This window comes from Micromonospora sp. BQ32 (assembly GCF_059358895.1).
This window is the reverse complement of record NZ_JCADBI010000015.1, coordinates 1-24,343: the sequence shown is the minus strand read 5'-3', so window position 1 is coordinate 24,343 and position 24,343 is coordinate 1. Positions and strand designations below refer to the sequence as shown.

23 protein-coding genes are annotated in these 24,343 nt (G+C 71.1%); 10 read left to right on the top strand and 13 right to left on the bottom strand.

What is annotated here, in order from left to right:
• Positions 1-83: 83 nt before the first annotated feature.
• The 4 genes from icmA to AC5L30_RS24920 form a co-directional block, all read right to left on the bottom strand.
• Entirely contained in the window at positions 84-1,772 is a 1,689-nt protein-coding gene (icmA, locus tag AC5L30_RS24935) for a coenzyme B12-dependent isobutyryl-CoA mutase large subunit (RefSeq protein ID WP_238659291.1), read from the bottom strand.
• Between the two features lie 114 nt (positions 1,773-1,886).
• On the bottom strand, positions 1,887-2,303 hold the full coding sequence (locus tag AC5L30_RS24930; protein WP_494870056.1) for an Asp23/Gls24 family envelope stress response protein: 417 nt from the start codon (positions 2,301-2,303) through the stop codon (positions 1,887-1,889).
• A 229-nt stretch (positions 2,304-2,532) separates the two neighbouring features.
• On the bottom strand, positions 2,533-3,534 hold the full coding sequence (meaB, locus tag AC5L30_RS24925; RefSeq protein WP_494870055.1) for a methylmalonyl Co-A mutase-associated GTPase MeaB: 1,002 nt from the start codon (positions 3,532-3,534) through the stop codon (positions 2,533-2,535).
• Entirely contained in the window at positions 3,531-4,730 is a 1,200-nt protein-coding gene (locus AC5L30_RS24920; RefSeq protein ID WP_494870054.1) for an acetyl-CoA C-acetyltransferase, read from the bottom strand. The genes meaB and AC5L30_RS24920 overlap by 4 nt, the downstream gene beginning before the upstream one ends.
• A 61-nt stretch (positions 4,731-4,791) precedes the next feature.
• On the opposite strand from AC5L30_RS24920, the gene mce reads away from it, so the two are divergent.
• The 4 genes from mce to AC5L30_RS24900 all read left to right on the top strand — a co-directional run bounded on the left by mce (position 4,792) and on the right by AC5L30_RS24900 (position 10,819).
• On the top strand, positions 4,792-5,268 hold the full coding sequence (mce, locus tag AC5L30_RS24915; RefSeq protein WP_494870053.1) for a methylmalonyl-CoA epimerase: 477 nt from the start codon (positions 4,792-4,794) through the stop codon (positions 5,266-5,268).
• A gap of 344 nt (positions 5,269-5,612) precedes the next feature.
• Positions 5,613-6,968, top strand: coding sequence for a crotonyl-CoA carboxylase/reductase (ccrA, locus tag AC5L30_RS24910; RefSeq protein ID WP_494870170.1), 1,356 nt, complete (start codon positions 5,613-5,615; stop codon positions 6,966-6,968).
• A 353-nt stretch (positions 6,969-7,321) separates the two neighbouring features.
• A complete protein-coding gene (locus AC5L30_RS24905; RefSeq protein ID WP_494870052.1) occupies positions 7,322-8,584 on the top strand; it encodes a DivIVA domain-containing protein in 1,263 nt (420 codons plus the stop codon).
• A 177-nt stretch (positions 8,585-8,761) separates the two neighbouring features.
• The gene (locus tag AC5L30_RS24900; protein WP_494870051.1) at positions 8,762-10,819 is read left to right on the top strand and encodes a coiled-coil domain-containing protein; all 2,058 of its coding nucleotides are present in this window, start codon (positions 8,762-8,764) and stop codon (positions 10,817-10,819) included.
• A gap of 75 nt (positions 10,820-10,894) precedes the next feature.
• Here AC5L30_RS24900 and AC5L30_RS24895 read toward each other — a convergent pair whose 3' ends face one another.
• On the bottom strand, positions 10,895-11,869 hold the full coding sequence (locus AC5L30_RS24895) for an endonuclease domain-containing protein (protein ID WP_494870050.1): 975 nt from the start codon (positions 11,867-11,869) through the stop codon (positions 10,895-10,897).
• Positions 11,870-12,138: 269 nt separating this feature from the next.
• Between AC5L30_RS24895 and AC5L30_RS24890 the strand changes: the two genes are divergently transcribed.
• The gene (locus AC5L30_RS24890; protein ID WP_494870169.1) at positions 12,139-12,222 is read left to right on the top strand and encodes a DUF397 domain-containing protein; all 84 of its coding nucleotides are present in this window, start codon (positions 12,139-12,141) and stop codon (positions 12,220-12,222) included.
• A gap of 15 nt (positions 12,223-12,237) precedes the next feature.
• Positions 12,238-13,467, top strand: coding sequence for an AI-2E family transporter (locus tag AC5L30_RS24885; RefSeq protein ID WP_494870049.1), 1,230 nt, complete (start codon positions 12,238-12,240; stop codon positions 13,465-13,467).
• A 26-nt stretch (positions 13,468-13,493) separates the two neighbouring features.
• Here the strand turns inward: AC5L30_RS24885 and AC5L30_RS24880 are convergent, their stop codons facing one another.
• From AC5L30_RS24880 to AC5L30_RS24850, 7 genes are all read right to left on the bottom strand, one after another.
• A complete protein-coding gene (locus AC5L30_RS24880; RefSeq protein ID WP_494870048.1) occupies positions 13,494-14,303 on the bottom strand; it encodes an alpha/beta hydrolase in 810 nt (269 codons plus the stop codon).
• Positions 14,304-14,448: 145 nt separating this feature from the next.
• Positions 14,449-14,772, bottom strand: coding sequence for an Rv1322 family protein (locus tag AC5L30_RS24875; RefSeq protein WP_244236765.1), 324 nt, complete (start codon positions 14,770-14,772; stop codon positions 14,449-14,451).
• A 43-nt stretch (positions 14,773-14,815) separates the two neighbouring features.
• The gene (locus AC5L30_RS24870; RefSeq protein WP_494870047.1) at positions 14,816-15,865 is read right to left on the bottom strand and encodes a hypothetical protein; all 1,050 of its coding nucleotides are present in this window, start codon (positions 15,863-15,865) and stop codon (positions 14,816-14,818) included.
• A complete protein-coding gene (locus AC5L30_RS24865) occupies positions 15,862-16,356 on the bottom strand; it encodes a SigE family RNA polymerase sigma factor (RefSeq protein ID WP_494870046.1) in 495 nt (164 codons plus the stop codon). Before AC5L30_RS24865 ends, AC5L30_RS24870 begins: the two co-directional genes overlap by 4 nt.
• 40 nt (positions 16,357-16,396) lie before the next feature.
• Positions 16,397-18,187, bottom strand: coding sequence for a 3-hydroxyacyl-CoA dehydrogenase family protein (locus AC5L30_RS24860; protein ID WP_494870045.1), 1,791 nt, complete (start codon positions 18,185-18,187; stop codon positions 16,397-16,399).
• Between the two features lie 126 nt (positions 18,188-18,313).
• Positions 18,314-19,384 (bottom strand): alpha/beta hydrolase, encoded by a 1,071-nt coding sequence (locus AC5L30_RS24855; RefSeq protein ID WP_494870044.1) that lies wholly within the window; start codon positions 19,382-19,384, stop codon positions 18,314-18,316.
• An 80-nt stretch (positions 19,385-19,464) separates the two neighbouring features.
• Positions 19,465-19,830, bottom strand: a complete 366-nt coding sequence (locus tag AC5L30_RS24850; RefSeq protein ID WP_494870168.1) for an FHA domain-containing protein — start codon at positions 19,828-19,830, stop codon at positions 19,465-19,467.
• A 307-nt stretch (positions 19,831-20,137) separates the two neighbouring features.
• Between AC5L30_RS24850 and AC5L30_RS24845 the strand changes: the two genes are divergently transcribed.
• Positions 20,138-21,634 (top strand): aldehyde dehydrogenase family protein, encoded by a 1,497-nt coding sequence (locus AC5L30_RS24845; RefSeq protein WP_494870043.1) that lies wholly within the window; start codon positions 20,138-20,140, stop codon positions 21,632-21,634.
• An 80-nt stretch (positions 21,635-21,714) separates the two neighbouring features.
• Complete coding sequence (locus AC5L30_RS24840; RefSeq protein WP_494870042.1) at positions 21,715-22,371, top strand: methyltransferase domain-containing protein; 657 nt, start codon at positions 21,715-21,717, stop codon at positions 22,369-22,371.
• A gap of 8 nt (positions 22,372-22,379) precedes the next feature.
• Here AC5L30_RS24840 and nucS read toward each other — a convergent pair whose 3' ends face one another.
• Entirely contained in the window at positions 22,380-23,039 is a 660-nt protein-coding gene (nucS, locus tag AC5L30_RS24835; protein ID WP_366633113.1) for an endonuclease NucS, read from the bottom strand.
• A 71-nt stretch (positions 23,040-23,110) separates the two neighbouring features.
• Between nucS and AC5L30_RS24830 the strand changes: the two genes are divergently transcribed.
• Both AC5L30_RS24830 and AC5L30_RS24825 read left to right on the top strand, forming a co-directional pair.
• The gene (locus AC5L30_RS24830; RefSeq protein WP_494870041.1) at positions 23,111-23,728 is read left to right on the top strand and encodes a DUF4126 domain-containing protein; all 618 of its coding nucleotides are present in this window, start codon (positions 23,111-23,113) and stop codon (positions 23,726-23,728) included.
• Between the two features lie 189 nt (positions 23,729-23,917).
• Complete coding sequence (locus AC5L30_RS24825) at positions 23,918-24,214, top strand: DUF1540 domain-containing protein (RefSeq protein WP_494870040.1); 297 nt, start codon at positions 23,918-23,920, stop codon at positions 24,212-24,214.
• The last annotated feature ends 129 nt before the right edge of the window (positions 24,215-24,343 follow it).

Here is a 24,343-nt window from a genome sequence, read left to right as displayed (position 1 = left end):
GATAGGCCACATTCACGCCTTATGTCGGCGCAGAATCCGCAAGATCGACGGAGTGGGGGTGAGGGGTGAGGCAGGGACGGGGGTTAGAAGCGGGCCGGCTCTCGGTAGGTGCCCCACTCGGCGCGGAGAGCGTCGCAGATCTCGCCCAGGGTCGCCTCGGCGCGGACCGCGTCGAGCATGGCCGGGATCATGTTCTCGTCGGTGCGACTCGCCTCGATCATCCGGGCCACCGCCGCGCGGACCGCTGACTCGTCCCGCGCGCTCTTACGCTCGGCGAGCACCCGGCGCTGCTCCAGCTCCACCTCGTGCGAGATGCGCAGGATCTCCAGCTCCTTGGCGACCGTGCCGGTGTGGCAGTTGACGCCGACGATCTTCTTGTCGCCCTTTTCGAGGGCCTGCTGGTAGACGAAGGCCGACTCGGCGATGTGCCCGGTGAACCAGCCGTCCTCGATACCGCGCAGGATGCCCGAGGTCATCGGGCCGATCTGGTGCGGCCCGTCTCCGCCGAGCTGCCGGATCCGGGCGAAGATCTCCTCCGCCTCGGCCTCGATCTTGTCGGTCAGCGCCTCGACGTACCAGGAGCCGCCGAGCGGGTCGGCCACGTTGACCACACCGGTCTCCTCCATCAGCACCTGCTGGGTACGCAGGGCGATCTCGGCCGACTCGTCGGTGGGCAGCGCCAGGGTCTCGTCCAGCGCGTTGGTGTGCAGCGAGTTCGTGCCGCCGAGCACCGCCGCGAGAGCCTCGACGGCGGTGCGTACGACGTTGTTGACCGGCTGTTGCGCGGTCAGCGACACCCCGGCGGTCTGCGTGTGGAACCGCAGCCACAGCGCCTTCTCGCTGGTCGCGCCGTAGACGTCGCGCAGCCAGCGGGCCCAGATCCGGCGGGCGGCACGGAACTTGGCGATCTCCTCGAAGAAGTCGAGGTGCGAGTCGAAGAAGAAGCTCAGCCCCGGCGCGAAGACGTTCACGTCCAGCCCACGCGAGAGACCCAGTTCGACGTAGCCGAAACCATCCGCCAGGGTGTACGCCAGCTCCTGCGCCGCGGTCGAGCCGGCCTCGCGGATGTGGTAGCCGGAGACCGACAGCGGCTTGTAGCGCGGGATCTCCCGGGCGCAGTACTCCATCAGGTCGCCGATCAGGCGCAGGTGCGGCTCCGGGTCGAAGAGCCACTCCTTCTGCGCGATGTACTCCTTGAAGATGTCGGTCTGCAGGGTGCCGTCCAGCTTGGACAGGTCGGCGCCCTGCCGCTCGGCGGCGACCAGATACATGCAGAACACCGGCACGGCCGGGCCGGAGATGGTCATCGAGGTGGTGACGCCGGCCAGGTCGATGCCGTCGAAGAGCGCCTGCATGTCGGTGGCGGTGTCGATGGCCACGCCGCAGTGGCCGACCTCGCCGAGCGCCTGCGGGTCGTCCGAGTCGCGGCCCATCAACGTCGGCATGTCGAACGCCACCGAGAGCCCGCCGCCGCCGGCGCCGAGGATCATCTTGTAGCGCTCGTTGGTCTGCTGGGCGTTGCCGAAGCCGGCGAACTGCCGGATCGTCCAGGTCCGCCCGCGGTAGCCGGTCGGATACAAACCCCGGGTGTACGGATATTCGCCCGGCCAGCCGATCCGTTCGAAGCCCGGATAGGTGGCACCCTCCGGCGGCCCGTAGACGGGCTCCACCGGCATCCCGGAAAGCGTGGTGAAGTCCGCGTCCCGCTTACGCGCGGCGTCATACCGGGCCTGCCAGCGCGCCCGTCCGGCGTCGATCTCGTCGGCGTCCATGAGCAGGGCTCCTCCTCGGGTCCTCGACTGCACGTCGAGTGTAAGGCCCCTACCTGAACGATCGCTAAGTCGTGCCGTACCCACGGGTAACGTGAGCTGGCTGGCATCGACGCCTCAGACCGCGGCCGCTCCGGGCTGGTTCAGCTCGATGTCGTCCACCGTGACGTTGACCTGGGTGACAGTCAGGCCGTACTTCTCCACCGCCTCGATCACCGCGGCCCGCACCGCCTCGGTCACGTCGGCCACGACGTGCCCGGCGTCGATCACCAGGACCACGTTGATGACGGCCGAGCCGCCCTTCACGTCGGCCGAGACGCCCCGGCGAGCGTCGCCCACCGCGTCCAGGCCGACCTTGTCCAGCACACTGTTGAAGAACCGGGCCACGTCACCGCCAAGATCGGCGACACCGGGCACCGCACGAGCGGCCGCCCCGGCGATCTTCTCCACGACCTCGTCGGAAACCGACGTGACACCCCGGGCCGCACCCGTCGCGGGCTGCGCTGCGCCGGCGTTCTCCACCGCGTCCGTCATGATCACATCTCCCCTGGTCCCGGTGCACTGTGGACCGACCGGTTCGTCAGTCCGCTTCGCGGCAGCCACGCTCCCGGCCACGCGCCGCGAGCCTACTAAAACCAGAGCGACCTTCGCTTGCGGGCGGGAGGCGTGCTCCGACCGCCGCACGAGCGGCGACGTCGGTCCGCACCGGACAGTGCCGATCCGGTACATCCAGGGCGGACGCGCCGGCCGGCGGGACGCCGGGTCAGCGGGCGAGCTGGGCGAGCAACTCGTCCGCCGCCGTGTACGGGTCGATCGCACCCTCGGCGACCTTGGTGGCGAGCGTGGTCAACTCCGTACCGTCGCGCAGTGAGCCGATCCGGGCGCGGAGAGCGCCGAGCGCGATCGCCTCGATCTCGGCGGCGGCCCGCGCCTCCTGGCGGCGGCGCAGCTCGCCGTGCTCGACCAGCCAGCCCCGGTGCTTGTCGATGGCGGCGGCGATGTCGTCGATGCCCTCGCCGCGCGCGGCCACCGACCGGACCACCTGCGGCCGCCACTGCCCCGGCCCGCGCTCACCGAGAGCGATCATGCCCTGGATGTCACGAACGGTGGCGTCGACGCCGTCCCGGTCCGCCTTGTTGACCACGAACACGTCGGCGATCTCCAGGATGCCGGCCTTGACCGCCTGGATCGCGTCGCCCATCCCCGGCGCGAGCAGCACCAGCGTCGTGTCGGCCAGCGAAGCGACCTCCACCTCGGCCTGCCCGACGCCGACGGTCTCCACCAGCACCACGTCGCAGCCGGCGCCCTCCAGCACCCTCACCGCCTGCGGCGTCGCCGCGGCCAACCCGCCGAGGTGCCCCCGACTGGACATCGACCGGATGTAGACGCCCGGATCGGTGGCGTGGTCCTGCATCCGTACCCGGTCGCCGAGGATCGCTCCCCCAGTGAACGGGCTGGACGGATCCACCGCCAGCACACCCACCCGATGCCCGCGCGCCCGCAGCGCGCGGACCAGCTCGTTCGTGGTGGTCGACTTGCCCACCCCGGGTGAGCCGGTCAGCCCGACCACCTGGGCCTGCCCGGCGTACGGCGCCAGCGCCGCGGCGATCGCCGGCAACAGCGCGTCGCCGTTCTCCACCAACGTGATCAGGCGGGCCACCGCGCGCGGGTCGCCCGCCCGGGCCCGCTCGACCAGCAGCGGTACGTCCCGGCTGCGGCGCACCGACGTGGTGCCCGCTGCCGGGACGTGCTCAGCCTCGCTCACTGGGCGGTCTCAGCCTTGCCCGGCACGTGGATGATCAGCGCGTCGCCCTGGCCACCGCCGCCACAGAGCGCCGCCGCGCCGGTGCCACCACCGCGCCGCTTCAGCTCCAGGGCGAGGGTGAGGACGAGGCGCGCGCCGGACATGCCGATCGGGTGACCCAGCGCGATCGCGCCGCCGTTGACGTTGACCTTGTCCGGGCTGACCCCGAGATCGCGGGTGGACTGGACACCAACCTGCGCGAACGCCTCGTTGATCTCGATGAGGTCCAGGTCCGCCACGCTGAGGCCGCCCTTCTTCAGGGCATGGTTGATCGCGTTGGACGGCTGCGAGTGCAGGGAGTTGTCCGGGCCCGCCACGTTGCCGTGCGCACCGATCTCGGCCAGCCAGGTCAGCCCCAGCTCCTTCGCCTTGGCCTTGCTCATCACGAGCACCGCGGCGGCGCCGTCGGAGATCGACGACGAGCTGCCGGCGGTGATGGTGCCGTCCTTGGCGAAGGCGGGGCGCAGCTTGGCCAGCGACTCGACTGTGGTGTCCGGGCGGATGCCCTCGTCCTCGGTGATCACCAGCGGGTCGCCCTTGCGCTGCGGGATGACCACCGGGGCGATCTCGTCGGCGAAGTGGCCGTTCTTCTGCGCGGCGGCGGCCCGCTGGTGGCTGGCGGCGGCGAAGGCGTCCTGCTCCGCGCGGGAGATGCCGTGCTTGGCACCGAGCCGCTCGGTCGACTCGCCCATTGAGCAGCAGTCCCAGGCGTCGCTGAGCCCGTCGTGTGCCATGTGGTCCTTGACCACCACGTCGCCGTACTTGTGGCCGGTGCGCTGGCCCATCAGCAGGTGCGGGGCGTTGGTCATCGACTCCATGCCGCCGGCCACCACGATGTCGAACTCGCCGGCCCGGATCAGCTGGTCGGCCAGGGCGATCGCGTCCAGGCCGGAGAGGCAGACCTTGTTGATGGTCAGCGCCGGCACGGACATCGGCACGCCGGCCTCGACCGCCGCCTGCCGAGCCGGGATCTGACCGGTGCCGGCCTGCAACACCTGCCCCATGATCACGTACTGGACCTGGTCCGGGCTGACGCCGGCACGATCCAGCGCCGCCTTGATGGCGATCCCGCCGAGCTTCGTGGCCGGGAGGTCCTTGAGGTTGCCCAGCAGCCGGCCCATCGGGGTCCGCGCGCCGCTGACGATCACCGAAGCCATGCCTGCCTCCGAAGGGGTGCCGAGCTGTACGCCTTAACGATTGTTCGGCCAGACTAGCGCCATGGCAGAGAACTCCCCCGTCGAGCCCGGTGCGGACTACGTCACAGACATCGGGCTTCGCAAGATTGACCACGTCGGGATCGCCGTGGCCGACCTGGACGCCGCGATCGACTTCTACCAGCGGACGTTCGGGATGCGCTGCGTACACGTGGAGACCAACACCGAGCAGGGCGTTCGGGAAGCGATGCTGGCCGTCGGGCCGACCACCGAGGGCGGCTGCGTGCAGTTGCTCGCCCCGCTCACCCCGGAGTCGACGATCGCGAAGTTCCTGGACCGCAACGGGCCGGGCGTGCAGCAGGTCGCGTACACCGTGGTGGACATCGACGCGGCCTGTGCGGCGCTGCGCGAGCGTGGGATGCGGCTGCTCTACGACGCTCCCCGACGCGGCACCGCGGACAGCCGGATCAACTTCGTCCACCCCAAGGACGCCGGCGGCGTCCTCGTCGAACTGGTCCAGCCCGCACCCACCACCCACTGACCGCCCCGTGTTCTCCGCGCCACCCTTGTTGATCAAGAGGTTTGCGTCAGCCTGCGCCTCGCCGGTGACCGAAAGCTCTTGATCAACGGGGGTGGCGTTCGCTGGAGGCCCGGCAGGCGCGCACGTCGGTGCGCGGTTGGCCGGGTGGCTGCACACCTTCACGCATCGGCGGATGCAGTTTTTCACAGAGGACTTCCCGGCCTAGCTACCGTTCAGTAACGTCCGGCCCCACAGGAGCGCGACCGGTGCCGGATGTGTCGAATGCCGACATGGCGGTCGTGCCCACCGGCGCCGACGATGGCAGCACCCGGGCCCGTGCGGGTGCGGATGAACCGGAGGTCACCGTGCAGGACATCCTCGAAGCGATCATGGCGGCGGAGGAATCGAACGATCCGGACCGCGAACTCGCCGGCCTCGCCGGGCTTCCCGTACCGGAGAGCTACCGGGGCGTGGTGGTCCGCGCCGAGGAGGCCCGGATGTTCGACGGCATGGCCACCCGGGACAAGGACCCGCGCAAGGCGTTGCACGTGCAGGAGGTGCCGACGCCGGAGCTGGCACCGGGCGAGGCGCTGGTCGCGGTGATGGCCAGCGCGATCAACTACAACACGGTGTGGACCAGCATCTTCGAGCCGCTGTCCACCTTCAAGTTCCTCCAGCGCTACGGCCGGGTCTCCGAGCTGACCCGCCGGCACGACCTGCCGTACCACGTGGTCGGCTCGGACGCGGCGGGCGTGGTGCTGCGCACCGGCCCCGGGGTGACCCGGTGGGCGCCCGGCGACGAGGTGGTCGCGCACTGCCTCTCCGTCGAGTTGGAGGACGCGGCCGGCCACGACGACACCATGCTCGACCCGCAGCAGCGGATCTGGGGCTTCGAGACCAACTTCGGCGGGCTGGCCGAGCTGGCCGTGGTCAAGGCCAACCAGCTGATGCCCAAGCCGCGGCACCTGAGCTGGGAGGAGGCGGCCAGCCCCGGGCTGGTCAACTCCACCGCGTACCGGCAGCTCGTCTCGCACCACGGCGCCAACATGAAACAGGGTGACGTGGTGCTGATCTGGGGCGCCTCCGGCGGCCTCGGCGGGTACGCCACCCAGATGGCGCTCAACGGCGGCGCGATCCCGGTCTGCGTGGTGTCCTCACCGGAGAAGGCCGAGCTGTGCCGAAAGATGGGCGCGGAGCTGGTCATCGACCGGGCCGCCGAGGGCTTCCGCTTCTGGAAGGACGAAGAGACCCAGGACCCGGACGAGTGGCGGCGCTTCGGCGAGCGGATCCGCGAGCTGACCAGCGGCGAGGACCCGGACATCGTGTTCGAGCACCCGGGTCGGGAGACGTTCGGCGCCAGTGTCTACGTGGCCCGGCGCGGTGGGACCATCGTCACCTGCGCCTCCACGAGCGGCTTCCAGCACCAGTACGACAACCGCTACCTGTGGATGCACCTCAAGCGGATCGTGGGCAGCCACTTCGCCAACTACCACGAGGCGTGGCAGGCCAACCGCCTGGTCGCGCTCGGCAAGGTGCACCCGACAGTGTCCCGCACCTACCCGTTGGAGCAGACCGGCCAGGCCGCGTACGAGGTGCACCGCAACGCCCACCAGGGCAAGGTCGGCGTGCGCTGCCTCGCACTCACCGACGGGTTGGGCGTACGCGACGGGGAGTTGCGGGCCCGGCACGAGGACGCGATCAACCGGTTCCGGGGTCACTGACGGGCACCGTCGGTCAGCGGCCGCCGAGCGGCACCGCCGGTCCCCGGCCGCTGACCGGCACCGCCGGTTGCGGGCCCCGGCTGGACGGGGGAACCCTGGATGACCATTGCGCTGATCGCTCATTGTTCTTCCGCCCCCATTAGCGGATAACCCACCCGGATCGAACAAAGGGCCTCGGGGTAACCCCGGGGCCCTTTTCCGCGTCACGCTGCGTGCCGCCCGACCCGCCGGGACCTGCCAAGATCGCCGATTGGTCGAACCTCGCCGATCGCGGGAGTTGACCATGTAAAGAGGGCACGAAAGCTTCGCACCGCTCTTGCGAAGCACCCTGGGGCGTCTGCCAGTATGTCCCAATGCCCCAGCAGCAGTCCTCCCCTCTCGCGTTCTTCGATAACGCGAACTCGCAGCCAGATTTCACCGTTGGCCTGCGCGGATACAACACCCATCAGGTCGACGACTTCCTCGGCCGGATGACCGCCGCGCTGACCCAGTCCGAGCAGGCCCGTGCCGAGGCCGAGCAGCGGATGAACGACGCCCAGCGTCGGCTCCGCCAGGCCGAGCAGCGCATGAGTGCGCTGGAGCAGAAGCTCACCGACACGAACAAGCAGCTCGAAGAGAACAGCCGGCCCACCCTCTCCGGGCTCGGCACCCGCGTTGAGCAGATCCTCCGGCTCGCCGAGGAGCAGGCCAACGACCACCGCAACGAGGCCAAGCGCGAGTCGGAGGGCATCCTCTCCGCCGCCCGGCTCGAGGCCCGCGAGATCACCGACAAGGCCCGCGCCGAGGCCGCGGCCATGAAGGCGAGCGCCGAGCGCGAGGCGGGCAACCTGCGCACGGCCGCTGAGCGCGAGGCCGCCGAGGTCCGGGTGCAGGCCCGCCGCGAGGCTGACACGCTGCGCGCCGACGCCGACCGGGAGACCAAGCAGCTGCGCACGGTCACCGCGCACGAGGTGGCCGAGCTGAAGTCGACCGTCGAGCGGGAGGTCGCCACCCTCCGGGCCACCGCCGAGCGGGAGATCACCCAGCAGCGGGCGAAGGCCGCCCGCGAGGCTGAGGAGAAGCGCGCCGAGGCGACCAAGCTGCTCACCGACGCGCGGGACAAGCGCGACAAGGACCTGCAGGCCCTGGAGCTTCAGCTGGCCGAGCGGCGGGAGAAGGCCGAGCGCGAGGAGTCCGAGCGCCACGCCGCCCAGGTCGCCCAGACCCAGAAGATGGTCAGCGAGGCCGAGCAGCGTGCCCGGGCCGCGCAGGAGCGGGCCAAGGAAATCGAGCAGCGCGCGGAGGCGCGGCGGGTCGAGTCGGAGCGCAACGCCGCCGAGACGGTCGACAAGGCCAAGGCGCACTCGGAGAAGACCCTCAACGAGGCCAAGGCCGAGTCGCAGCGTCTGCTCACCGAGGCTCGCACCGAGGCGGAGCTGACCACGCAGGCCGCCCGCCGCGAGGTCGAGGACCTCACCCGGCAGAAGGACGCGGTCACCTCGCAGCTGGGCCAGATGCTCTCCGGGCTCGCCGGCATCGTTCCGGGCATGCCGGCGCAGGCCGCTCCGGCTGCCAAGCCGGAAGCCAAGAAGACCGATGGCGGTCAGGAGCGGGTGGCTGCGGAGACCGCCGGCTGACGCGAGGCGTCAGGTCGGGGCATCGACGGCGCGAGGTGACACCGGGTAACCGGTGCCACCTCGCGCCGTATGCGTTTCCTAACCCGTGGTATCCGCCAGCTGCAACGGAGTGAAGTAGCTCCCACAAGGCCCGTCCGTATCGCCCCAGCAGGGCCCGTTGCGTGTGAGGATGGGGGCATGTCGCACGGCGAGGAACTGTTCGCGCTCGGCGGGGACGTGACGACGGAGCCCAGCTTCGAGTCCGCTCTGCGGGGGTACGAGAAGAAACAGGTCGACCGTTATGTCGCACGTGCTGAGCACGAGATCGCGACCCTCGCTTCCGAACGGGAACAGGCGTACACACAGATCCACAAGCTCGCCGGCCAGGTCGAGGTTCTCCAACGTGACCTGACCCAGGTGCGCAAGCAGATGAACGTGGTCGACCGGGCGTCGTTCCGGCATCTCGGCCCGCGGGTCGAGTCGATCCTCACCCTCGCCGAGGAGCAGGCCGAGCAGATTCTCGCCGACGCGAACGGGGAGATCGAGGCCCGTCGTGCCGCGGCCGAGCACATCATCGAGGAGGCCCGCGAGCAGGCCGCGCGGGCTCTGAAGGACTTCGAGATCGTCCTCGCGGCCCGACGCGCGGAGGAGGAGCGGCACAGCGCCGCCCAGCGGGCCGAGGCGGACGCGGCCCTGCGGTCGGCCAAGGACGAGTCGGCGCAGTTGCGCAAGGCCGCGCAGGACGCGCTCGCGAAGGCCCAGCAGGAGGCCACCCATCTGCGGGACTCCGCCAAGGAGATCCACACCCGGGCCCAGCAGGAGGCCACCAAGCTGCGCGAGACGGCCCGCGAGACGCTGGCCAACGCCCGGCAGGAGGCCAGCGATCTGCGCGACGCGGCCAAGGAGGTGCACGCCAAGGCCCTCCAGGAGGCCAAGCGGCTCACCGACACCGCGACCGAGGCCGGGCGGGCCAGCCACGCCAAGGCGCAGCAGGAGGCCAAGCAGATCATCGACGACGCGTCGATGGCTGGTCGGGCCACCCGCGCCAAGGCGCAGCAGGAGGCCGAGCGGCTGACGACGCAGGCCACCGAGTCGGCGAAGCGCAGCCGCGCCGAGACCGAGGCGTACGTGCAGCGGATGCGCACCGAGACCGAGGCGTACGTGCAGCACACCCGGGCGCAGACCCAGCAGGAGCTGGGCGCGTGGCGGGCCGGGGTGGAACAGGAGGTCAACTCCCGTCGGGAGGCGGCCGACCGGGAGTTGGCGCAGCGACGGTCCGCGGCCGAGCAGGAGTTCGCCAAGCGCCGCGACGAGTTGGACAAGCAGCACGCGGCGCGCCAGCAGGAGCTGGAGGCCGGGTTCGTCAGCCGTCAGCAGGAGCTGGAGAGCGGGTTCACCACTCGCCGGGACGAGCTGGAGACCGAATACTCCACCCGCAAGAACGAGATCGAGCAGGGCGCGGCGGGCATTCGTCAGGCGGCCGAGCAGGACGCGGCGGCGCTGCGTCAGCGGTCCGAGGCGGAGGCCGCCGAGCTGCTGAGCCAGGCCGAGACCGAGGCCAGCGACAAGCGCCGCAAGGCCGACGAGCATGTCGCGGCATCCCGGCGGCAGTTCGAGGAGTACGCGGCCACCACGCAGCAACACCTGGCCACCACCCAGCAGCACCTGGCGGCGACCCAGCAGGAGGCGGCAGCGGGCCGGCAGCAGTTGGCCCAGGTGATGTTGGAGATCGCCCAGGCCCAGCAGCAGCTGGCGGATCTGCGGCAGGAGACCTGGAAGGCCCGGCAGGAGTCCGACGAGCTCCAGCGTCAGATGTCCGAGCTGCGGTTGCAGAGTGTCGCCGGCCCGATCGACGGCCCGACTGCGCCGGCCGCGGCGGACGGCGCGAGCGGCGGCCGGTCTGATGGTGGCGACGACGGCGTGAGCGTTTCCGCCGGCGCGACCGCCGGGTCGGGTACGGGCACCGGGCTGAAGGCGGAACCCGCCGACACCAGGCAGCCGGTGAACGCGGGTGCGGAGGAGTCCGGGCGGTCCACGACGCGGCCGGTCGCCGAGCCGGTGACCACCGTGGACGGTGGGACGGCGAGCGCCGGGGTGGACGGGGAGCCGACCGTGGCCGCCGTTCCGGGCGAGGGTGGCCGGGGCGCCAAGCCCACCAAGATCACTAGCACCGGTGAGAACGGCAAGCGACCCAGCAAGCCGACCACCGACGAGCGCAGCGCCAAGCCCAGCAAGGTCACCATCGAGAAGGAGTGACCGCCGCCGGGGTCGAGGCCATGCTTCAAGATCTTGGACACTTTCCGTCAGCCGCTGACGAAAAGTGTCCAAGATTCATTTATGGGTCGGTTGGCGCAGAGGTGGAGTGGGGGTCCAACCGGCTGCGACGAGGGCGCGGCGGACGGTGTCGGCGACCTCGTCCGGGCGGGCGCGGACCAGCCAGGCCGGGAAGCGCAGAATCCGATCGCCGCTGGTCCAGACGTCGTTCTGCCGACGCATGTCCGCCGCCCACTGCTTGGCGTCCATGTGGTGCGCGCCGTCGATCTCCACCTGCACCCGCCACTCCCGCCAGTACGCGTCCAGCCAGCGATTCCGGCCGGCCGCGTCGACACGGTGCTCCTGAAGGTCGGGGGCGGGCAGCCGGTGCCGGCGGCACAGCCGCAGAAAGTCGATCTCGGAGAGCGCCTGCGCGCCGCCAGCGATGTCGCTGATGGTCTGCCCGATCAGCCGTCGACGGGGGACCCGCGGGAGGACGTCGAGCACCGCCTGCAACTCCTCGGGCAGCACCCGGCGTTGCTGGCAACCGGCGGCCAGCACCGCCTGCGCCTCGTCCACGCCGGTCGCCCAGCCCGCCGCCTCCACCAGGGCCCGAGCCGTCGTGGTGCGCGGCGGGCGGGCGCGTTGCAGATGGGCCTCGGGTAGGACCGTCGTGCGATGGACCAGGACGGCGGGCATGTCGATCGGAAGTCGACGCAGGGTGGTCCGCGCGGCACGGCGGGCTGCCGGCACCAGCACGTGCAGCGGCTCGCGTCGCAGTCCCCGTACCCCGGCTTCGGCGGCGGCGGACACCCCAGCCAGCACGGCCCCCGGGCCGGCTGCCAGCACCGCCACCCAGAGTTGTTGGTCGCGGGTCAGTCGGCCGTTGCCGGCCAGCAGAACCCCCCGGCAGATCGACCGCCACCGACCGGACCGAATCCGGCCCCGTACCGCCCCCTCGCTCAGCAGCCCGGCGACCTGCGCGGTCGTCAGCACGCCCGCCTGTTCGAAGGCGAGCCAGTCGAGTGCGTCAGCGTCATCGGCGGGCAGCATCCCGTCAGCTTTCGCCGTCGATCGCCGCCCCACCACCAGATCTTGGACACTTTCCGTTACGCCGTAACGGAAAGTGTCCAAGATCTGCACGGATCCGGCAGGGTCTAGCCGACGGTGGTTGGCGGTGGGACACATGGAGCACCAGATTGACGGTCTCGTGGTTGGTGGCGACCATGAGGTGGCTACGCTGCTGGCGCGTTGGGAGATGATCAGAAACGCTGCGTTGCCCGCCGCCAGTCGATCGAGCTGATGAAGGAAGTCGTGACCTCATGGACCTGACCGGCCCGGTGCTGGTGTTCTCGCCGGCCGCGTGGCGGGCGTTCGTGGCCGTCGCCCGTCGTCCCACCGCCTGAGCCGGGAGGTCCCTGGTGCCCCAGCACTACCCGTCCGGCGACGACCCGGACGTGACCGCCGGTCCCCCGCCGCCGGGAACCCCGCAGCCGCCGGGAACCCCGCAGCCGCCGCGAACGCCCCCGTCGGCGGAGACGCCACCGCCGGTGCCGGTCCCTGCCCCGGGGATGGACCCGGACGAGCCGCCAGCGGTCCCGTCCGGAAAGTTCGGCACACCGGGGCGGCCACTGCGGCGCAGCAGCTTCCTGATCGGCTTCACCGGTGCGCTGGGCGTGCTGCTGGCGTACACCCTCTATCTGGGGATTCGCAATGCCGGCGGCATCCTCGTACTGGTGGTGATCGCGCTCTTCCTCGCGGTCGGCCTCAACCCGGCGGTGGTCCGACTGCGCCGCTGGGGTGTGCCACACGGCCTGGCGGTGGCGGGAGTCGCGTTGACGGTGGTGCTGCTGCTCTGCGGCGGCGTGGTGGCGCTGGTTCCGCCGATCGTGACCCAGTCGGGGCAGTTCATCGATCAGATCCCGAGCCTGCTGGACGAGTTACGCCGCAACCCGACGATCAATGACCTGGTGGAGCGGTACGACGTGGTGGAGCGGGTGCAGGGCGCGGCCAACGCGGAAACGGTAGGACGGGCGCTCGGCGGGGTGCTGGGCGGCGCACAACTGATCTTCGGCACGGTGTTCCGGACACTGACCGTGCTGGTGCTGACCATCTACTTCCTGGCCTACTTCGACCGGCTGCGCTCGCTGGGCTACTCGTTGGTGCCCCGGTCCCGGCGCGAGCGGGTGCAGCTGATCGGCGACGAAATCCTGACCAAGGTTGGCGCCTACATGGTCGGCGCGCTGAGCATCGCGGTGCTGGCCGGCGCGACCACCTTCGTGTTCGCGCTGATCGTCGACCTGCCGTACCCGTTCGCGCTGGCCGTGGTGGTCGCGGTGACCGACCTGATCCCGCAGATCGGCGCCACCCTGGGCGCGGTGATCGTGGGCCTGGTCGGCTTCGCCGCGGACCTGCCCACCGGCATCGCCTGCGCGGTCTTCTTCCTCATCTACCAGCAGGTGGAGAACTACCTCATCTACCCGAAGGTGATGCGGCGTTCGGTGGAGGTCAACGAGGTGGCCGCCCTGCTGGCCGCGCTGCTCGGGGTGGCGCTGCTGGGCGTGGTGGGCGCGCTGATCGCCATCCCCACGGTGGCGGCGCTGCAACTGATCCTGCGCGAGGTGGTGCTGCCCCGCCAGGAGCGCCGCTGAGCGTCGGCGGGCCGGGGACGACCGGGTCAGTCCGCCTTGGTGGCGGCCGGGCCGGGGACGGGGGTGTCGGCGAAGGCGGCCACCGTCCGGTCGGCGTACGCGCTGACGTCGCCGGCCTCCATCGGACCGTCCCAGGTCGTGGGCAGCGGCACCTCGGTGGCCGGGTTGACCCGTCGGACGATCTCGTCGAGCACGGTCTCCGCGTCGCCCACCCAGAGGTGCTTGGCGCCCGGCACCCCGACCACCTCCGCCTGCGGCACGGCGGCGAACCGCTCCCGCGCCTCGGTGGGGCGCAGGTAGTCGTCGAACTCCGGCACCAGCGCCACCAGCGGCCGACCCGAGTTGGCCCAGGTGGCCAGGTCCTCGGGGGCGGAGAAGCGCAGCGGCGGGGAGAGCAGGATCGCCCCGGCGATCGTCGGGTCACAGCCGTACTTCAGCGCCAGGTCCGTGCCGAACGACCAGCCGACGAGCCAGATGTTGGGCAGTTCGGCGAACTCCGCGTACTCGATGGCGGCGGCCACGTCGTACCGCTCGCCCACCGCGCCGTCGAAGGCGCCCTCGCTGGTGCCGCGCACGCTGCTGGTGCCCCGGGTGTTGAACCGCAGCACCGCCAGGTCGGCCAGGGCGGGCAGCCGCCAGGCCGCCTTGCGGAACACGTGGCTGTCCATCATCCCGCCGTGGGTGGGCAGCGGGTGCAGACAGACCAGGGTGGCCACCGGCGGCCGGTCGGCCGGCAGGGCCAGCTCACCGACCAGCCGCAGACCGTCGGCGGTGTGCAGCTCGATGTCCTCCCGGCGGCCGGGCAGGATCGACGACGCGCGGATCGCTGTGCTCACCGCCCAAGTCTGTCGCGAAGTCGCCGCCGCCGCCCGCCCAGGCACGAACAGGGTGACCCAGGTCGCTAACGGGCGGGTCGCCCAGCCCTGACGCGGCAGCGCCCCGGGTGGCCGGCTCAGCGCGGCAGCGCTCCGGGCTGGTCGCTCAGTAGCGCGGGGTGCCCCGACCGCGCTGCACCGCCGGGCCGCGCCGGTCCCGGGCCCGCCAGCAGCCGCTGTGCCAGTGCCGCCGGTCGGTCAGGTCACCCAGGCCGTCCGCCGGCCAGGCCACCAGGTGCGCCACCCCGGGTCGGATCTCCTGGTCACAACCGGGGCAGCGGTACGTCTTGACCGACGCGCCCGCGCCGATGCCGCGTACCTGCCAGGCGCCGTCGGTCCACTGCTGCACCGAGGCGACACCCTGCCGGACCCGGTCGGCGTCCAGGTTGGCGTTGTCGTCCCGGCGAGGGCGATTGCGACGGGGGCTCACAGTCACCAAGCGTACGTCCGGCGGGTACGGCCGCCGGGGGCGGTCACCAGGTCGCGGGCCGGTCCAGGTGCTCGGCGACCCGCGCACCGAGCAGCACTGTCGTCGCCTCGGCCTCGCTGAGGGACTGCTCGTAGTTGAAGGCGGCGAACAGTTGGGCCCGAGGGATGTCCAGGAGCTCCAGCCGTGCGCCGCTGGGGTCGAAGTGGGCGGGCCTGCCGCCGATCGTCCGGTTCGCCGGCGCCTTGTCCGTCACGGTGGTGCCCGCGTACTGCAACTCGACGGTGATCCCCGCGCCGCGAACGTCGTCACTGACCGACAGCACCACCGCGTACGCCGCCGGGAAGGTGCCGACGACCGTCGAACAGCTGCTCAGCTGCGCACCGGCGGGCAGGTCGGTCAACCGCAGCGGACCGGTGCACCCGTACGCCTGATCGAGTCGTAGCGCCTCGGCCGCGTCGTACAGCGGGTCCTCGTTCGAGCCGGGCACGCTGGCTCCCGCGTACACGCCGGGCGCCGGCTGCCAGTAGCGCCGCCAGATGGGGGCACCGTCCGGCCCGTCGGCGTGGGTCACGGAACCGTCGTAGCGGTTGCCGGTTGGGCCGTTCAACGGCGGCATGTTCCAGGCGCCGGTGGATCGCAGCACGTCGACCGAGGTCAGCTCGACGGTGACGGTCCGGCCGCCCACGTCGAGCTTCGCGGTCTCCTTGCCGCCAGCGACGTTCCACTCCAGATATCGCGGGCCGCCCGGGGCGAGGCCGATGTGCAGCAGGGTCGGATCCTTGCCAATCTGGTCGGGCCGGGCCGCCGCACCGGGAGCACCGTCGACCCGCGGCGGCACGAGGGGCACCGCGGCCTCGCTCAGGCCGGGTTCGATCGCGGGCCCCAGCCGGGGCAGACGGTCCACCGGAGCGGCGACCGCACCGAACCCGAGCAGGGCAGCCACACCGACGGCGACCCCAGCGCCGGCCGCACGCCGCCGACGCACCCGGGTACGCCCCCGGAGCACCGCGCTGACCAACAGCCGGTCGGCGTCCACCGGACCTTCGGCGCGTTCGCGCAGCGTCTGATCGATCCGCTGGTCGAGGTCAGTCACGGTCGGCTCCCGTTGGTGGCCGGGGCACCGCAGCGCTCCCGGAGGTTGGCGAGCGCCCGCATCGCGTGGGTGCGGACGGTGACCGGCGAGCAGTCCAGGATCTGGGCGATGGTCGCGTCGTCGAGGTCCTCGTAGTAGCGCAGCACCAGGACTGCCCGCTGACGATCGGGCAGGCCGAGGATCAGCCGCCACATCTCGTCCCGGTCGGCCGCTTCGCCGCCGAGGTCGCCTCGGTGCGCCCGCTCGGCGAAGGTGTCGACGGCCAGCTCACGGCTGGACCGGCGACGCCACCAGGAGATGTTGGCGTTGACCAGCATGCGGCGCACGTACACGTCGGGCCGGTCCGCGCGGGCGATCCTGCGCCACTGCACGTACGCCTGGGACAGCACGTCCTGGGTGAGGTCCTCGGCCCGGTGCTCGTCACCGGTCAGCAGCCGGGCGAGCCGGACCAGCGCCGGACCCCGGCTGCTGACGTACTCCTCGAAGGTCACACTCTGCAGACGCGGTCAGCACCCGCAGGCGTTGACCCGGTCAGCGGTGCGAGTGGTCGCGGAAACCGCGGCGGGTCTTGCGGCCCAGGTAGCCGGCGGTGACCAGGTGCTCCAGCAGCGGCGCGGGCGCGAAGCCCGGCTCGCGCAGTTCCAGGTACAGCTCGCGCTGGATGGCCAGGGAGACGTCCAGCCCGACGACGTCGAGCAGCTCGAACGGGCCCATCGGGTAGCCGCAGCCCAGCTTCATGGCGTGGTCGATGTCGTCGGCCGTCGAGTAGCTGGCCTCCAGCATCTTCACCGCGTCGTTCAGGTACGGGAAGAGCAGCGCGTTGACGATGAAGCCGGACCGGTCGCCGCAGACCACACCGGTCTTACCGAGCGCGGCGCAGACGGCGCGGGCGGTGGCGGTGGCCTCCGGGGAGGTCCGGATGGTGCGGACGACCTCGACCAGCGGCATGACCGGCGCCGGGTTGAAGAAGTGCAGCCCCACCACGTCGGCCGGCCGCTGCGTGGCCATCGCCACGTCGATCACCGGCAGCGACGAGGTGGTGGTGGCCAGCACCACGCCCGGCTTGCAGATCTCGTCCAGGCTCGCGAAGAGGGCCTTCTTGACGCTCAACTCCTCGACGACCGCCTCGACCACCAGGTCGACGTCGGCCAGGTGGTCGAGCGTGGCCGACCAGCTGATCCGGCCCAGGGCGGCGTCCCGGTCGGCCTCGGCGAGCTTGCCCCGCACCACGCCCTTGTTCAGCGAGGTCTTCACCGACTCGCAGACCTTCGCGGACTTCTCCATGCCGCGGGTCACCGAGACGACCTCGTAGCCGGCCTTCGCGAAGACCTCGATGATCCCGGTGGCCATGGTTCCGGAGCCGACCACGCCGACCTTCGCGATGGCGCGCGCACCGTCGGCGAGCGCCGACTCCGTGGCCAGCGGCGTCGCCTCATCCGGTACGACCACCGGAGAGCCGGGCCGCTCGTAGGTGTAGAAGCCCCGGCCCGACTTCCGGCCGAGCAGCCCCGCCGTCACCATCTGCTTGAGCAGCGGCACCGGGGCGTGCCGGCGGTCCCGCCCGCCGCGCCGGTACATGGTGTCCAGGATCTCGTACGCGGTGTCCAGGCCGATCAGGTCCATCAACGCCAGCGGGCCCATCGGCAGGCCGCAGCCGAGCTTCATCGCGGCGTCGATGTCCTCCCGGGTCGCGTAGTGCGACTCGACCATGCCGACCGCGTGGTTGAGGTAGCCGAAGAGCAGCGCGTTGGCGATGAAGCCGGCCCGGTCGTTGATGGTGACGTCGACCTTGCCGAGCCGGGCGCAGAGCGCCTCCACGTCGGCGACCACCTCGGGTGCGGTGACGACCGTGCGGACCACCTCGACCAGCTTCATCACCGGGGCCGGGTTGAAGAAGTGGATGCCGATCACCTGGTTGGGTCGGCTGGTGGCCACCGAGATCTCGGTGACGCTCAACGACGAGGTGTTGGTGGCGAGGATGGTCTCCGGTCGGCAGACCCGGTCCAGCTCGGCGAAGATCCGCTGCTTGAGGTCCAGGTGCTCGGGCACCGCCTCGATGACCAGGTCGACGGAGTGCAGCGCGTCCAGCCCGACCGCGAAGTGCACCCGCTCGTGCAGGGCGTCGCGGTCCGCCTCGGCGAGCTTGCCCTTGGCGACCGCCCGGTCGGTGGAACCCTTCAGGGTGGCCCGGCCGCGCTCCAGCGCCGGCTCGGAGATCTCCACGGCCACCACGTCGATGCCGTTGCGGGCGAAGACCTCGACGATGCCGGCACCCATGGTGCCCAGCCCCACCACGCCAACGGTGCTGAACTCGCGCGCCACGACCGGCCTCCCCAGAGACTCCGCACGACCACTGAACGGCCGCTAAGGTTATGCGCGCGAGTCTGCCACGTGACGGTGAGTTGTCGAGACGCCGTGGCATATTTCACCCACGGCGCGGCCGGGCATCTATCCGGCTGACACGCTGGTCAGGGCCAACAACTCGGCGACGAACTCCGCCGGGCGCTCCAGGTGCGGGCTGTGGCCGCAACCCGGCAGCACCACCTCGTGGTAACTGCCGCCGGCCGCGGCGTACCGGTCGAGCACCGCCCGGGTCTGGCCGATCATCGGCTGCGGTGGGCAGGCGTCCGCGCCGGGCCACCCGGGCACGAGATCCAACGAACCCAGGTACGCCAGGTCGAACAGCGAGGTGTCCGAGACGATGACGTCGACGTCGCCGCGTACCCAGGTGACCGGCGGCTTCTCGGCGACCGCCACCAACTCGTCGGCGATCCGGAACCAGGTCGGCGCGAGCGCGTTGAGCACCCCGCGCTCCCCCGGTGCGGTGCCCGGCCAGTTCTCCGACGGCACCGCCGTGCCCGGGTAGTTGTCGTCCCCGGTGGCGGTGGAGAGGACGGTGCCCAGCAGCAGTTCCTCGTCCTCACCCAACGAGGCGGGATCGGCCACATAGGTGGCTCGTAGCACGGCGCGCGGGCTGGCCGGCGCGTCCGCGCTCCGGTCGCCGGCCGCGAGGCGGGCGACGAAGTCCGGGTTCGCCGTGCCGGCGCCGGTACCGGCGAAGTCGGGGGTGGTCGGCGTGCCGGTCAGGTCGCGGGTGCCGCCGAAGCCGTACGGGGAGACCGGCGCGGCGAGCAGCAAGGCCCCCACCCGGTGGGGCTGGTCGATCAGCAGGCGCATCGCCACCCCGCCGCCGAGGGAGTGCCCGACCACCACCGGGCGCGCGTCGGCGTCGAAGAGCGTCGGGTCGTCCAGCAGGGCGGCCACGTCGTCGGCGAAGTCGCGCAGGCCCCGGGTGGCGTCCACCGGGGCCGTGGCGGAGTCGCCGTACCCCCGCAGGTCGGGGGCGACCACCCGCAGCGTCGGTGGCAGCCGCCGGACCAGTGGCTCCCAGAACAGCGCGGACGAGCAGTTGCCGTGGATCAGCAGCACCGGCGTGCCGTCCGGCGGGCCGGCCACCCGTACCGCCTGGGTGATGCCGTTCGCCGTCACGCTCCGCTGCTCGGTCTCCATCCGCGGCATGCTGCCACGCGGGATCCCGCCGGTCCAGGTGTCGGACCGCCACCCACCGGAGCTGCCTGGTGTGGCCAGCCCTCAGGCGGTCAGCGACGCGTGCCCGGTGGCGCGGCCAGCGGTAGCGGCAGCGTCGGTCGGACGTCGCGCCGGGACGGGCCGAAGCTCAGGCCCACCGGGTCGGTGAGCGCGACCCCGGGGTCGAAGAGGCGCAGTTCGGTACGGCCCAACCGGATCACGTCTCCGTCGGAGAGTCGTTCCACCTCGGTGATCCGCCGGTCGTTGAGCCAGGTGCCGTTGGTGGAGCCCAGGTCCCGCAGGGACGGGCCCTCCGGCGCCAGCCACACCTCGGCGTGGCGACGGCTCAGGTGCGGATCGTTGATGACCACCTGACCGCTCGGCGCTCGGCCGATCACCTGCACTTCGGCTCGCATGCGAAAACTCGCTCCGCGCATCGGTCCACCCGCGACCGTCAGCAGCGGCATCAGTTCCGGATGTTCCTCCATGGACAGTCAGCCCTCCACCCCACACCGTCACTCCGCGCGTCAGCTTGCCATCAGACGGTAGTCGTCAATACCGACCGGCCGGTCAGCCTCTCGTCACCTCCCGGCCATCTGCCGTTCGACGATTCGGGCGGGCCGCGTCCGTCACCAACGCCTGACCTGCACTGATCAACGATCGGTCGGGTCGGTGCGACGCCGGTCCCCCGGCCCCGAATCGGGGACCCTACCGGTGAGTAATCCTCGGGTCTAGACTTCCGCCATGACGGCAGTGCATATCCCGGGCGTTCCGGTCATCGAGGCGGGTCAGTTGGTTTCCACCAGCCCGGCGACCGGCGCTGAGGCCGGTCGCCTCCCGGTCGCCACCGACGCCGACGTGCGGCAGGCCGTCGACCGCGCCCGCACCGCCGGCGAGTGGTGGGCCGGTCTCGGCTTCACCGGCCGCCGCGAGCGGATGCTGCGGTGGCGTGCCCTGCTCGCCAAGCGGATCGAGCAGTTGGCCGAGTTGATGCACGTCGAGGGCGGAAAGCCGATCGCCGACGCCATCGTCGAGATCGTCACCGCGATCGAGCACATCGACTGGGCCGCCCGCAACGCCGGCCGCGTGCTCGGCCCACGCCGGGTGCGCTCCCGGCTCATCCTCGCCGAGTTCTCCGGGCACCTCGAATACCAGCCCCACGGGGTGGTCGGCGTGATCGGGCCGTGGAACTATCCGGTCTTCACGCCGATCGGCTCCGCCGCGTACGCCCTCGCCGCCGGCAACGCCGTGGTGCTCAAGCCGAGCGAGTACACCCCCGCCGTCGGCCAGTGGCTGGTGGACAGCTTCGCCGAGGTGGTGCCCGAGCAGCCGGTCTTCACCGCCGTGCACGGGCTGGGCGACGTGGGCGCGGCGCTGTGCCGCTCCGGCGTCGACAAGTTGGCCTTCACCGGCTCCACCGCCACCGCTCGGAAGGTGATGGCCGCCTGCGCCGAGACGCTGACCCCGGTGCTCATCGAGGGTGGCGGCAAGGACGCCATGATCGTCGACAGCGACGCCGACCTGGACGCGGCCGCCGAGGCGTGCGTCTGGGGCGGCATGACCAACGCGGGCCAGACCTGCATCGGCATCGAGCGGGTGTACGCCGTCGACGCCGTCTTCGACGCCTTCGTCGACAAGGTGGTGGCCCGCGCCGGTCAGCTGACGGTCGGGCCGGAGGGGACCGACATCGGCCCGATCACCATGCCCAAGCAGGTCGACGTGATCCGCCGGCACATCGACGCCGCGATCACCTCCGGCGGGCGCGCCGTGCTCGGCGGCCCGAGCGCCGTACAGCCGCCGTACGTCCACCCCACCGTGCTGGTGGACGTCCCGGAGGACTCGGCCGCCGTCCGCGAGGAGACCTTCGGCCCCACGCTGACCATCAGCCGGGTCCGCGATGCCGACGAGGCCGTCACCCGCGCCAATGCCCTGTCGTACGGCCTCGGGGGTTCGGTCTTCGGCCGGCGCCGTGCCGTGTCCATCGCCCGGCGGCTGCGCTCCGGGATGGCTTCGATCAACTCCACGCTGACCTTCGCCGGCATGTCCACCCTGCCGTTCGGCGGTGTGGGCGACTCCGGCTTCGGTCGGATCCACGGGGAGGACGGCCTGCGCGAGTTCGGTCGGGCCAAGGCGATCACCCGACGTCGCGCCCGGTCGCTGCTGCCCTCGATGACCTTCGAGCGCACCCCCACCGACGTGGCCCGGCTCGTCAAGGCCATCAAGGTTATGTACGGGAGGTAAGTGTCGGATAACCGATCATCAACAAGGATCGGCGTATCCACATGTTTATACGCCGTGGTCGCGGCGGTACATTGCGTTAAATGGGCCCCAATCGATTGCGCTACCGCCTTGTCGACAGTGACCAGTCGTGGAGCGCCCGACGGCGTCGGCACCGGTCGGACTGGCTGGCACGCACCTTTCCCGACATTCGCGACATGCACGTGGTCGATCTCGGCGGCCGGCTCGGCACCTGGCACCGCGCCACCATCCGACCGGCCCGGGTGACCGTCGTCAACCTGGAGCAACCACCCAGCGTCGTTCCGGAATGGGCTCAGGTCGAGCAGGCCGACGCCTGCGCCCTGCCGCCGCACCTCGCCAAGGGCAGCTACGACCTGGTCTTCTCCAACTCGGTGCTGGAGCATGTGGGCGGGCACGAACGCCGGATTCGGTTCGCCGCCGCCGCCCGCTCACTGGCCGACCGGCACTGGGTGCAGACGCCCTACCGCTACTTCCCCATCGAGCCACACTGGATCGCGCCGGGCATGCAGTTCCTGCCGATACGACTGCGCACCGCGTTCGCCCGACGTTGGCCGTTGGGGCACAAGCCGACCCGGAGCCACGACGCCGCCATCCACCAGGTGCTCTGGACCGAGTTGTTGGACCGCTCGCAGATGCGCCACTACTTCCCCGACTCGACCATGCTGGTGGAGCGGGTGTTCGGCCTGCCCAAGTCACTGATCGCGGTGCGCACCCGGTAGGGCGCCGGTCAGAAGAGGGTCAGCTCGTCCTTCACGATGCCGCGCAGCTTGTCGTAGTCCACGACCACACACCGGATGCCCCGGTCGGTGGCGAGCACCCGGGCCTGCGGCTTGATCTCCTGCGCGGCAAAAACTCCGACGACCGGGCTGAGCAGCGGGTCACGGTTCATCAACTCGAGATAGCGGGTCAACTGCTCCACCCCGTCGATGTCGCCACGCCGCTTGACCTCGACGGCGACCGAGCCCGAGTTGGCATCCCGGCAGAGCAGGTCGACCGGGCCGATCGCCGTCATGTACTCGCGGCGGACCAGCGTGAACCCCTCGCCCAGGACACCCGGGTTGGCGGCCAGCAACTCCTGCAGGTGCGCCTCCACCCCGTCCTTGCGCAGGCCCGGATCCACACCCAACTCGTACGAGGTGTCCTGGAAGATCTCCTCCAGGGTGATCCGCAGCTCCTCGCCAGCCTTGTTGACGACCCGCCACACCCCGGGGGCCTCCTCCAGCCGGCACGGCGGGCTCATCCAGTTCAACGGCTTGTACGCCCGGTCATCGGCATGAATAGACACCGACCCGTCCGCCTTCACCATCAGCAACCGAGTGGCCGGCGGCAGGTGAGCCGAAAGCCGTCCGACATAGTCCACCGAGCACTTCGCAATGACCAACCGCACCCGACGAGGGTAGCCGAGCACCCACCGGTTGCCAGCGAGCGGCACTGGCGCGTCGATGCGATGCTGAGACCGTGTTCGAAGTCCTCACCGGCACCGGTCTCGCCGCCTCGGCGGGGCTGAACGCCTACATACCCCTGCTCATCCTCGGCCTGCTCGGCCGTTACACCGACCTGATCGACCTGCCCAGCGGCTGGACCTGGCTCGGCAACGGCTGGGTCATCGCCATCATGGCCGTGCTGCTCGCCGTGGAGATGGTGGCGGACAAGGTGCCTGTGGTCGACCACATCAACGACGTGGTGCAGACCGTGGTCCGGCCCACCGCCGGTGGCCTGGCCTTCGGTGCCGGCTCGTCGTCGGAGACGGTGACGGTCAGCGACCCGGGGAATTTCTTCTCGTCGCACCAGTGGGTGCCGGTCGTCACCGGCGTACTGCTGGCGTTGGGCGTGCACCTGCTCAAGTCCGCGGCCCGCCCGGTGATCAACGCGACCACCGCCGGTATCGGCGCACCGGTCGCCAGCACCGCCGAGGACGCCACCAGCGTGGTGGTCTCCCTGGTGGCGATCGTCCTGCCGGTGTTGGTGCTCGTCTTCCTGGTCGGCCTGGTGTTCTTCACCATCTGGTTCGTCCGCCGCCGTTCCGAACGACGCCGCGAACGCGAGGCAGCCCGCGCCGCCGGCTTCCGCGTCTGACGCTTGATCGACTCGGGTTCCTTGATCGACTCGGGTTCCTGGAAACCGGGCCATCCCCCGCAGCGGGACACCTCGCGTTCCTGAAACCCGAGTCGATCATGCTGGGCGGCGGATCGGCGGCCCGCGATACCGGGGTTCCACGGGCCGGCAAAAGCCTAGTATCGGGGCAAGAGCCTAGAGGAGGTCGGCATGACCGCAGCGTTGGAGATGCCCCGAGTCCAGGAATGTGTAGTCGCCGCGTGCGCGTACAACCAGGCGGGTGACTGCCACGCCTTCGCGATCACCATCGGCAGCATGGATCACGCCCACTGCCACACCTTCGTCGAGTCGCCCGTCCGAGGCGGGGTGGAGAACCTGATCGCGCAGGTGGGCGCCTGCCAGCGCGCCGACTGCCGGCACAACGAGCAGCTGGAGTGCCACGCGGCGTCGATCAGGGTCGGCCCGGACAACGACATGGCCGACTGCATGACCTACGCCGGCCGCTGACCCACGCCCGCCGGCGACCCACGCCGGCCGGCGAACCGCCGGGTCGGCGTTCGGACGCTCCTATGCCGGGTCAAGTGGTTGGGGTGGGTTTTCCAAGCGTCGGTAGATTTCGCGGGCGACGTAGCGTTT

What these genes read in the sequence shown, in the direction of transcription:
- AC5L30_RS24895 (WP_494870050.1), bottom strand. Translation starts at nt 11,869, where the DNA reads ATGCTGCCCGCCGATGACGCTGACGCACTCGACTGGCTCGCCTTCGAA.
- AC5L30_RS24825 (WP_494870040.1), top strand. Translation starts at nt 23,918, where the DNA reads ATGACCGCAGCGTTGGAGATGCCCCGAGTCCAGGAATGTGTAGTCGCC.
- AC5L30_RS24930 (WP_494870056.1), bottom strand. Translation starts at nt 2,303, where the DNA reads ATGACGGACGCGGTGGAGAACGCCGGCGCAGCGCAGCCCGCGACGGGT.
- AC5L30_RS24890 (WP_494870169.1), top strand. Translation starts at nt 12,139, where the DNA reads ATGGACCTGACCGGCCCGGTGCTGGTGTTCTCGCCGGCCGCGTGGCGG.
- icmA (WP_238659291.1), bottom strand. Translation starts at nt 1,772, where the DNA reads ATGGACGCCGACGAGATCGACGCCGGACGGGCGCGCTGGCAGGCCCGG.
- mce (WP_494870053.1), top strand. Translation starts at nt 4,792, where the DNA reads ATGGCAGAGAACTCCCCCGTCGAGCCCGGTGCGGACTACGTCACAGAC.
- AC5L30_RS24845 (WP_494870043.1), top strand. Translation starts at nt 20,138, where the DNA reads ATGACGGCAGTGCATATCCCGGGCGTTCCGGTCATCGAGGCGGGTCAG.
- AC5L30_RS24905 (WP_494870052.1), top strand. Translation starts at nt 7,322, where the DNA reads ATGCCCCAGCAGCAGTCCTCCCCTCTCGCGTTCTTCGATAACGCGAAC.
- AC5L30_RS24855 (WP_494870044.1), bottom strand. Translation starts at nt 19,384, where the DNA reads ATGCCGCGGATGGAGACCGAGCAGCGGAGCGTGACGGCGAACGGCATC.
- AC5L30_RS24850 (WP_494870168.1), bottom strand. Translation starts at nt 19,830, where the DNA reads ATGCGCGGAGCGAGTTTTCGCATGCGAGCCGAAGTGCAGGTGATCGGC.
- AC5L30_RS24900 (WP_494870051.1), top strand. Translation starts at nt 8,762, where the DNA reads ATGTCGCACGGCGAGGAACTGTTCGCGCTCGGCGGGGACGTGACGACG.
- AC5L30_RS24920 (WP_494870054.1), bottom strand. Translation starts at nt 4,730, where the DNA reads ATGGCTTCGGTGATCGTCAGCGGCGCGCGGACCCCGATGGGCCGGCTG.
- AC5L30_RS24840 (WP_494870042.1), top strand. Translation starts at nt 21,715, where the DNA reads ATGGGCCCCAATCGATTGCGCTACCGCCTTGTCGACAGTGACCAGTCG.